The sequence below is a fragment of the Winogradskyella sp. genome, from assembly GCF_025210595.1.
Lineage (GTDB): Bacteria > Bacteroidota > Bacteroidia > Flavobacteriales > Flavobacteriaceae > Winogradskyella.
This window is the reverse complement of the sequence record NZ_JAOARH010000081.1, coordinates 1-9,765: the sequence shown is the minus strand read 5'-3', so window position 1 is coordinate 9,765 and position 9,765 is coordinate 1. Positions and strand designations below refer to the sequence as shown.

The 9,765-nt window shown below is 29.9% G+C and carries 9 protein-coding genes and 1 pseudogene; 7 read left to right on the top strand and 3 right to left on the bottom strand.

What is annotated here, in order from left to right; all coding sequences use genetic code 11:
* Positions 1–1,287, top strand: a 1,287-nt coding sequence (locus N4A42_RS08745; protein WP_294072921.1) for an acyl-CoA dehydrogenase family protein, incomplete at its 5' end; no start/stop codon positions are given.
* Positions 1,288–1,362: 75 nt separating this feature from the next.
* On the opposite strand, the gene N4A42_RS08740 is transcribed toward N4A42_RS08745, so the two are convergent.
* From N4A42_RS08740 to N4A42_RS08730, 3 genes are all read right to left on the bottom strand, one after another.
* Positions 1,363–2,790 (bottom strand): M56/M15 family metallopeptidase, encoded by a 1,428-nt coding sequence (locus tag N4A42_RS08740; RefSeq protein ID WP_294072918.1) that lies wholly within the window; start codon positions 2,788–2,790, stop codon positions 1,363–1,365.
* Positions 2,787–3,170: a BlaI/MecI/CopY family transcriptional regulator gene (locus tag N4A42_RS08735; protein ID WP_294072915.1), complete on the bottom strand. Its 384-nt coding sequence runs from the start codon at positions 3,168–3,170 to the stop codon at positions 2,787–2,789. Before N4A42_RS08735 ends, N4A42_RS08740 begins: the two co-directional genes overlap by 4 nt.
* A gap of 102 nt (positions 3,171–3,272) precedes the next feature.
* Positions 3,273–4,097 (bottom strand): T9SS type A sorting domain-containing protein, encoded by an 825-nt coding sequence (locus N4A42_RS08730; RefSeq protein ID WP_294072911.1) that lies wholly within the window; start codon positions 4,095–4,097, stop codon positions 3,273–3,275.
* A 296-nt stretch (positions 4,098–4,393) separates the two neighbouring features.
* Here N4A42_RS08730 and N4A42_RS08725 point away from each other — a divergent pair, with 296 nt between their 5' ends.
* From N4A42_RS08725 to N4A42_RS08700, 6 genes and pseudogenes are all read left to right on the top strand, one after another.
* Positions 4,394–6,004: a nuclear transport factor 2 family protein gene (locus N4A42_RS08725; protein WP_294072908.1), complete on the top strand. Its 1,611-nt coding sequence runs from the start codon at positions 4,394–4,396 to the stop codon at positions 6,002–6,004.
* Positions 6,005–6,025: 21 nt separating this feature from the next.
* On the top strand, positions 6,026–7,183 hold the full coding sequence (locus N4A42_RS08720) for a hypothetical protein (RefSeq protein ID WP_294072905.1): 1,158 nt from the start codon (positions 6,026–6,028) through the stop codon (positions 7,181–7,183).
* Positions 7,184–7,225: 42 nt separating this feature from the next.
* Positions 7,226–7,711 carry a DUF6265 family protein gene (locus tag N4A42_RS08715; RefSeq protein WP_294072901.1) on the top strand — a complete coding sequence of 162 codons (486 nt, stop codon included), beginning with the start codon at positions 7,226–7,228 and terminating at the stop codon, positions 7,709–7,711.
* Positions 7,708–9,054, top strand: coding sequence for a M28 family metallopeptidase (locus tag N4A42_RS08710; RefSeq protein ID WP_294072898.1), 1,347 nt, complete (start codon positions 7,708–7,710; stop codon positions 9,052–9,054). Before N4A42_RS08715 ends, N4A42_RS08710 begins: the two co-directional genes overlap by 4 nt.
* 31 nt (positions 9,055–9,085) lie before the next feature.
* Positions 9,086–9,457 carry a hypothetical protein gene (locus N4A42_RS08705; protein ID WP_294072895.1) on the top strand — a complete coding sequence of 124 codons (372 nt, stop codon included), beginning with the start codon at positions 9,086–9,088 and terminating at the stop codon, positions 9,455–9,457.
* A pseudogene (locus tag N4A42_RS08700) lies at positions 9,426–9,765 on the top strand (M1 family peptidase); the annotation flags it as partial. The gene N4A42_RS08705 and the pseudogene N4A42_RS08700, both read left to right, overlap by 32 nt.

Sequence of the window (9,765 nt, the reverse complement as noted above, 5' to 3'; positions counted from 1 at the left end):
CATTATCTTATTTCTGGGCAAAAAATGTGGATCTCAAATGCTGGATTCTGTAATTTAATGATTGTATTCGCTCGTATTGAAGATGACAAAAATATTACTGGATTTATCGTAGAATATGATCCAAAAAATCCAAATGGAATTTCTCTTGGAGAAGAAGAACACAAACTAGGTATTCATTCCTCATCAACACGACAAGTATTTTTTAGTGAAACCAAAGTACCAGTTGAAAACATGCTTTCAGAAAGAGGTAATGGTTTTAAAATAGCTATGAATGCACTTAATGTAGGGCGTATTAAATTAGCGGCTGCTTGCTTAGATGCGCAACGTCGTGTAACTACTGAAGCTGTAAAATATGCCAACGAACGTGTTCAGTTTAAAACACCTATTTCAAGCTTTGGAGCAATAAAATCTAAGTTTGCTGAAATGGCTACTAATGCCTATGTTAATGAGTCTGCCACATATAGAGCAGCAAAAGACATTGAAGATCGCATTGCCATCCGTGAAGCCTCTGGAAACTCACACCAAGAGGCAGAGTTAAAAGGTGTTGAGGAATATGCTATAGAATGTTCTATCCTAAAAGTTGCTGTATCTGAAGACACTCAAAATTGTACCGATGAAGGTATTCAAATCTTTGGAGGCATGGGATTCTCTGCAGACACACCAATGGAATCGGCTTGGAGAGATGCACGTATTGCAAGAATTTATGAAGGTACAAATGAAATTAACAGAATGCTTTCTGTGGGAATGTTGGTTAAAAAAGCTATGAAAGGACATGTTGATTTATTGGGACCAGCAATGGCAGTTCAAGAAGAATTAATGGGTATTCCTTCATTTGACACACCAGATTATTCGGAATTATTATCTGAAGAAAAAGAAATGATTGCAAAGCTTAAGAAAGTATTCTTAATGGTTGCTGGTGCTGGTGTTCAAAAATATGGACCTCAATTAGAAGAACACCAACAGTTATTAATGGCAGCTTCAAATATCTTAATAGAAATTTATATGGCTGAATCTGCAATTTTAAGAACTGAGAAAAATGCAAAACGCTTTGGTGAAGACGCTCAAAAACATCAAATTGCAATGACTCAATTATATTTATATAATGCTGTTGATATTGTTATTAAAAACGCTAAAGAAGGTATTATTTCCTTTGCTGAAGGTGATGAACAACGCATGATGCTTATGGGATTAAAACGTTTTACAAAATATACCAACATGCCAAATGTTGTTGCTATACGTACTCAAATTGCGGATAAAATATCTGCAGAAAATGAGTATTGTTTTTAATCAATTTTAAATTAGAAATTGAAAAAGCCAATTCATTAATTTGAATTGGCTTTTTAATTAATTAATTTAAGAGAACTAATTATCAACAGATGAAACAACCTCAAGTATAGTTTCTGCAATTACCTTTTGGTTGTCATTATTTACAAGTTTTTTTATATCATTTTTGTTTGTTAAATAACCTAGCTCTAACACAAAAGCAGGACTTTTAACTTCCTTTAATAATTTAAAATTTGCTATACTGATTTTAGCAATATCTAAGCCTAAATTTAAAGCAAGCTCTGAGGAGACTAAAGAGCTATATTCCATTGACTTACTGTATATTTCAACATCATCACTTTTATAATAATAAGCTTCAACTCCAGATTCTTTATCAGTAGAACTAGCATTACAATGAAGACTTATAACTAAATCTGGATTCTGTTTATTAATAAAATCAATTCTTTCTGAGAGTGAAGAAAAATGATCACTTTGGCGAGTTGTAACAAATTTAATGTCATCGTTGCTAAGTGTTTTTAAAATATTGGCGATATTAAGAACAACATCTTTCTCTTTAATATTACCCGAAACTTGCCCAGGATCTTTACCACCATGACCAGCGTCTATAATAACTACCAAAGGCTCGTTAGATTTTTTAAAAGAACTTAAAACAAAAACTCCGGCAAAGAGAACTATAGTAAGTCCTACTTTTAAAATTCGATTTAAAACTGTTGATTTTGATTGATGTAACATAATAATTCTATTTTTTATTTGTGTAAAATTAAATCCACTTGCAAAATGGATGCGTTGTTCTTTTGGTCTTGAACATATAATGGATTGTAGATAAGTATTAATATCTATTCCAGATTTTATACTAAGTTCATCTGCAATAAACTCGTGATTTTGCTTTATTGCCATTCTGTAAAGCCACACAAAAGGATTAAACCAAAAAAAACATAGTACAAACTCAATAAATATAACATCTAGAGTATGAAACTGTAAGCTATGTACTTGTTCGTGTTCAATTACATTTTTTAGAAATTTTTTATTTTTTAAGTCAGCAGGATTAATAAACAGGTAATTAAAAAAGCTAGAAGGATTTTTAAGATTTTCAATTGGTATTAGTTTAAGACTATTATGTTTAGTATAACTCTTAAGAGATAAACGATAAAGTTGAAATAAATTTTTACTAAATCTAATGATGAAAATCATTGAACCCATAAGATAAAACCATAACATGTAATTAATATTGCCATCAATACTTTTTTTGGTTTTGCTTACAACACTAGTATCAATTATTTGTTCCTTTTCAATTATTAGTTCACTATTACTAAAGGAAACTTCAGTAATACTTGGAGCTGAACTAAAAAACTGAAGCTCTACAATTGGAGAAATAAGACATAATAAAAGTGTAATTAATAAATAGAATCTATTAAACTGAAATGTCTTCTGTGGTCTTAGAAAAACTCTATAAATGAAATAAGCACAGCTTAGATTTATAATTGTATATAAAATATAATCCATCATTTATCTTTTTTCTTTTTAATTTTAGACTTCAAAAGCAATTGCAATTCTTCTAATTCTTCAATAGATAAATCTGCATTTTTTGCAAAAAATGATGCAAACTGTGATCTTGAATCATTATAAAAGTGCTTTATAATAGTATTCACTTGTTTTGAAAAGTATTCGTTCTTTTTTAAAATAGGATAGTATTGCTTATCTCTTCCTAACCTATCAAAACCTACATAGTTCTTATTACACATACGAGTTAGTAAAGTTGATATGGTAGTGTAAGCTGGTCTTGGCTCTGGAAACTGTTCTACAATATCTTTCATAAAAGCTCTTTTTAAACTCCACAAATATTTCATTATCTGTAATTCTGATTTACTCAACTGCTTTATATCCACATTTATAGTTTTAATACTACAAATGTAGTAATAAAATACAAATAAAAAAATCTCAAGATGAAACACCTTGAGATTTATTACTAAATTAAATATAGTAGAAAATTATTTTACTATAATTTTCTTGGTAACTACATTATTATCTAATGTATTTACTTTAACAATATAAGTACCAGCGCTCAAATTGTTAATTTGATATTCATTATAAGTACCGCTCCAAGTTTCATAATTATCCACTTTTTGTCCAGTAATGTTATATAAATCAATATTTTTTAATTCAATATTTGTAGGATTTAGAACAACTATTTTTTTTCTATTCATAGCATAATAAAAATCTAATTGATCTAATTCTTTTTCAGTAGTGCTTAAAGTCGTTGGAGATTGAAAAGCTATTTGAAAACGCTCTAAATACACTCCTGATTCTGTGTAAAACTCATAGTCACCATCTCTTAAATTGTGGTTAGTACCAGATTCATTATCTAAAAGATATAAATCAAAATCATCATCAATATTCTCTAAAGCATCAATACCTATTGTACTTACACCATCAATATTTGTATGAAACCCTAGAGGAAAACTTGAATTTTCATCTATAATATCTGTTCCTTGTATAGTAAACAACTGCCCTTCTATTAACCAATACATATCATCATATTCTGTGGCATAATATTCACCATCATATCCCCAATCTATACCAGAGGTTGCATTTTCGTCTTCAGTTAAAAGTAATTGTCTGTGTAAGGTATTAGGCGCAGTGAAGCCTAGTCTTATTTTACGTCTGTCATCATCTTGGTTTTGGGTGGTAATATTTAAATTTTCTTCATCTGGTAAAGAACTACTACTACCAGAATTTTGTCCAAAACAAACACTAGTAAATACAATACATAAACTAAAAATAAAAATTTTTAATGAAGAAGTTAATGTATACATAATAAGTAGGTTTTTGTTGTAATAAGCACTTATACATTTTTACTCAAGTTAAAATACATAATTGCGAATTCTATAAACTTAATTACATCTTATAAATCAGCAAATTACAAATTAATTCGTTAAAATGACTTTTTTTGGAAATTTTTACGATGAAATGCACTCACTATAATCGATATTATTTGCATTTAGTCGAGAGTTTTTACGCTTTTATTACTTAAGTTTTGTACTAAACAATAATTTTTAATTATCTCAAAACTAGATAATCACTATATTTATAAAATCAATCTTGCTATATAATGAAATATTATTTTTTAATCCTATCCTCATTTTTTTTTACGTCTTTGTTTTCTCAATCTAATTCTGAAATTTTCTTATTTGAAATCGATGCAAAAAAATCTAACATTGAAGTTACTAATGGTATAAATATATCTAATAATGAAGGTTATGATAATCAGCCCTCTTTTTTAAATGAAAGCAATGTACTCTATGCTTCAACCAGAAACGGACAAACAGATATTGCTCAATACCATACTAATTACAAATCAAAAACGTATATCAACTATACAAAAGGCGGCGAATACACACCTTTAAAAATCCCAAATAAAAATGCTGTTTCAGCTGTTAGACTAGATGATGATGGCAAACAACGTTTGTACGCTTACAATCTTAGTAATGGAGAATCTACAGAACTTATAAAAGATTTAGTTGTTGCCTACTATACATGGTATAATGAAAATACAACTGTATCTGCTATAATAGAAGATGAACAATTAAATTTATTTGTTACTAATATTTCCGAAGGTACAAGTATAAAATATGCCACAAGTGTTGGCCGTTCGTTTCACAAAATACCTAATTCTAATTTAGTGAGTTTTATATACAAAGAGAAAAACAAACCATGGCAAATAAGGTCTCTTAACCCTAAAAATGGCATCACTAAACTTATTGCAAATACAATGGACGGTGTGGAAGACATATGCTGGTTAGATAACAGAACACTACTATCTGGAAAAAACGGTGTATTATATAAATTAACATTAAAGCGAGACAATAGTTGGAAAAAAGTAGCAGATCTTTCATCTTACGGCATAGCAAAAATAACACGTTTAGCTATTAACACAGATGCAACAAAACTATTAATCGCTGGTGATTTAAAATCTGAGTCAACTAATGGAGAAGACAATAATATGCCTAACAATACCGAAGTAACTAATCCTAACAATTCACCTATATTATCTGAAACACAAGCTGCTGCTATTGTGCAAAAACACATAGACCCATTTAACAAAAGGCAATTAAATGATTTTGCGAATGCTTTTGACGCTAATGTAGTTGTAAACAGATTCCCTAAAGATTATATGTACTCTGGCAGAAAAACGCTAAAAGAAAATTACAAGCAGTTTTTTAAAAATAATAAGAAATCTAACATTAAGGTTTTAAATCGTATGATTTTGAAAAACAAAGTGATTGATGAAGAGTTAGTAACTATTGATAATATAACTGTTAGGCAAGCTACAATTTATGATGTTGACAAAGATGGTATAAAATCAATGACATTTATTAGAAACAAAAAAGCAACATCTAACCCAGAAACTATAGTTAACAAACAACTAGAAGCTTATAACAAAAGAGATAAAGACGAATTCTCAAAAACCTACACAAAGGATATTAAATTATACGAATTCCCAGGAAACTTAACTTCTGAAGGTAAAGAAACTCTTGAAAAACGCTACGAAGCTATGTTTAAATCTGTACCAGATCTTAATGCAGAAATTATGAATAGAATCGTTTTGGGCAATAAAGTTATAGATAAAGAAAAAGTTACTATTAATGGTAAAATTTACTATGCTATTGCCATTTACGAAGTCAACAATGGCTTAATATCAAAAGTTACGTTTATTCAATAATATAATTGCAAGCTTCAAAAAATGAAAAATTTATTTATAAGCCTATTTTTTTTAATCTTAATCTTAATACCAGAAACTAGTTATAGTCAAGCAGAAGATGTATTAAGTCACAATACAAGTTTATTTGAACAAGTTGCACAAATTGCTCCTATAAGTATAAATCCTTACACTTCTGTTTTTGTAACAGCAGCTTGTTCTAAAGCAGGATTTCATAACGATTTTGTATCTACGCATCCCTTTTACAATAATTGGTTTGTACTTATTCTATTTGGTGTTTTATTTCTTTTCACACTCATCGTAAGACCAGTTATGGCAACCAATCAACTTACTGGCACACTCGTAAAAGTAGATAATTGGTTAGAAAATAAAGCTGGAATTGTCATTAATGCCTTAGTTATATTACTACCAATTTTCATCACCAAAACACCACAAGATAGCGAAATCGTTTACCAAGCTGGCTTCATATCCATCTCATTCAAAGCCTTTTTAATTCTTATCTTATCTACTTACGTCCTTTTTGTAATTATGACGGTTAGGTTATTTATAGACTTTTTAATTTTTCTGTCACCTATACCATTTATGGATAGTGCTTTGCAGATTATAAAAATTGTGCTTTCGGGTATATTAGTTGTAGTCAGCATTGTTAGTCCAATTACCTCTGTAGTTATTACAGTAATTCTATTTTTAATATCGCTTATTGTTTTTAGACGTGTAAAACGATTAATCAATAGAGTGACCTATTTTATAGTTTACCCAATATTAAATTTATTCAGAAAAAAAGAAAGTTTACTTTTTAATAATAATGAGGTTTCTATTTTAGTATTTTTAAAAGAAAACACCTCAAAGTTTAAAAAAGGCAGTCTACTTAGGTTAACCAAACAAAGCGATCAACTTTTCTTAGTTAATAGTCGATTCTTATTCGGAAAAAAAGAAGAAAAAATACAATTTAGTTCTAGTGCTAATGTATTGCAAGCACATTTTAAAACAACCATTTCAGATCAACATTTAATCGTAATTCTAAATAGATCTTATCATAAATATATAGATGATATTGCCTCGCACTTAAACATTAAAGTTTCTAACAAAGTAGAAACTCAGTTAAGCACTGAAGATGGATTACTCAGTCGTGTAAAGCAGATGTTTAAAAAAGAAGACATTACACAATTAAAAGATATATGAATCATGTATAATTATCTCTGATTACTTTAAAACTCACGTCATATGAAACGACCATTATTCATTATAACATTACTAATAATATTTGGGATTACTACTAACCAAGCTCAAAACGAAAAACCAAAACTAGAACCCAAGCTCGAAAATATAAAATGGATTTCGGGTACATGGCATGGCGAAGCTTTTGGTGGCATTACCGAAGAAATCTGGAGCGAACCATCTAACGGTTCTATGATGGCTACTTTTAAATTATCTGTTGATGGTAAAGTACAATTTTATGAAATTGAAATTATTCACGAAGTTGAAAATAGTTTAGTACTTCAACTCAAACATTTTAATAATGATTTAAAAGGTTGGGAAACCAAAGATGAAACTGTAGACTTTCCTTTAAAGTACATTACCGAAGATAAGGTTGTTTTTGAAGGCATGACTTTTGAAAAAGTTAATGAAAATGAAATGAATGTTTATGTAGACATTAAAGAAGAGGATGTTACCAAAACTGTAAAATTCAACTACAAGAAAAGGCTATGAAATCTATTTTAACTTTAGTGCTTTTACTCGCTTTTTGCTCCTTAAAGGCACAAACAGATCTTAAAATCTACGACATTATCGATACCGTTTCTGAAGAACGATTAAAACACGATGTAAAAACATTAGCCGATTTTGGCACAAGACACACCTTAAGTGATACCATTTCTAACACTCGTGGCATTGGTGCTGCACGTCGTTGGATTAAATCTCAGTTTGATGACATTTCAAAAAACTGCAATAACTGTTTAGAGGTATTTTATCAAAAAGACTTAGTAAAAGAAGGCGCTAATCAACGTATTGTAAAAGATGTCATGGTAGTCAATGTTGTAGCTATACAACGTGGCACTAAATATCCTAACAGATACATAATTATGAGTGGTGATATCGACTCGAGAATAAGCGACCCAAACAATTTTACAGATGACGCACCTGGTGCTAACGATAATGCAACAGGAATGGCTGGAGCTATTGAAGCAGCAAGAGTACTTTCTAAATATAAGTTTGAAAATAGTATTATTTATTTAGGTTTATCTGGTGAAGAGCAAGGTTTATTTGGTGGACAAGGCATGGCTAAATATGCAAAAGAAAATAATTGGGAGATTATTGGAGTATTAAATAATGATATGATTGGTAACATTAAAGGTGTAGATGGAGTTATTGACAACAGAACATTCAGAATTTTTTCAGAAGCCATTACCACTGATGAAACAGATCCGAAAAAATTAGCTAAACAAGCACGAGTTAGACGTTTTTATGGTAGTGAGATTGATGGTATTTCGCGTCAATTAGCACGCTATGTTTACAAAGTTACTAAGACTTATATGCCAGAAATGAACCCAAAAATGGTCTATCGTTTAGATAGATTTGGTAGAGGAGGTCATCATAGACCTTTTAATGACCTTGGGTTTGCAGGAATACGTATTATGGAAGCTCACGAAAACTACACGCAACAACATCAAGACATACGTACAAAAAACGGGATTGCATATGGTGATACTTTTGAGCATGTTAACTTTTCGTATTGCAAAAAATTAACCGCAGTAAATGCTATAACACTAGCAAGCCTTGCCTCTGCTCCACCTTCACCAAAAGAAGTAAGTATTGGTGGTATTGTTGAAGCTTCAGTAAAACTAAAATGGAACAACGTAAAAGGTGCTAAAGGTTATAAAATATATTGGAGAGATACGACCTCACCGACTTGGGACAATAGTAGATATATTGAAGATGTTACTGAATTTACTTTAGATGGTATTGTTATTGACAATTTTCTTTTTGGAGTTGCTACTGTTAACGAAGATGGTTATGAAAGTGTCGTTGTGTTTCCAAATAAAATAATGAGATAGAATCATACGTTTTTATTAAAAAACACTTTATATGAATATTAAAGCATTAAAATCTTTATTACCAGAATTATTAATCCTTGGTTCTATCCTTTATTACTGGATAGCTTCCTCACTTCTTAATCCTATTGCCATAGTGTTATTTATCATTATTGGTTATCAAATTATCAAACAAAAATCTGGTCTAGGTATTATTATAAGCTTAATCTTCATTATTCTTAATCTGTATATGGTATTAGCATTATTTTCAGAACTTTCAGAATTTAAAAGTGCTAATCACGATTTTAAAATAATGTTACTCGTTGGCGGACTTTATTTAGGATTAAATTTATTTTTAGGATTCAGTATGCTCATTAAATATTTAAAAAAAGCGAATGCAAAACAATTACATCAATCCGTTTCATAAAGTTTTAGTATTTATCATCTTGTGCTTAACACCAAAGTTGATTGAAGCACAATTACTTCAAGAAAAATCTAACTTCACCAAGCAAGATACGCTAAGAGGAAGTATAACACCAGAACGCGAATGGTGGGATTTAACCTATTATCATCTCGATATTGAAGTAAAACCAGATGAAAAATTTATAAAAGGAAAAAACACCATTCAGTATAAGGTATTAAAATCGCAACAAGTCATGCAGATAGACTTGCAAGAACCTATGAATATTACCCAAGTATTTCAAGATGATAAACCATGTACTATAAAACGAGATG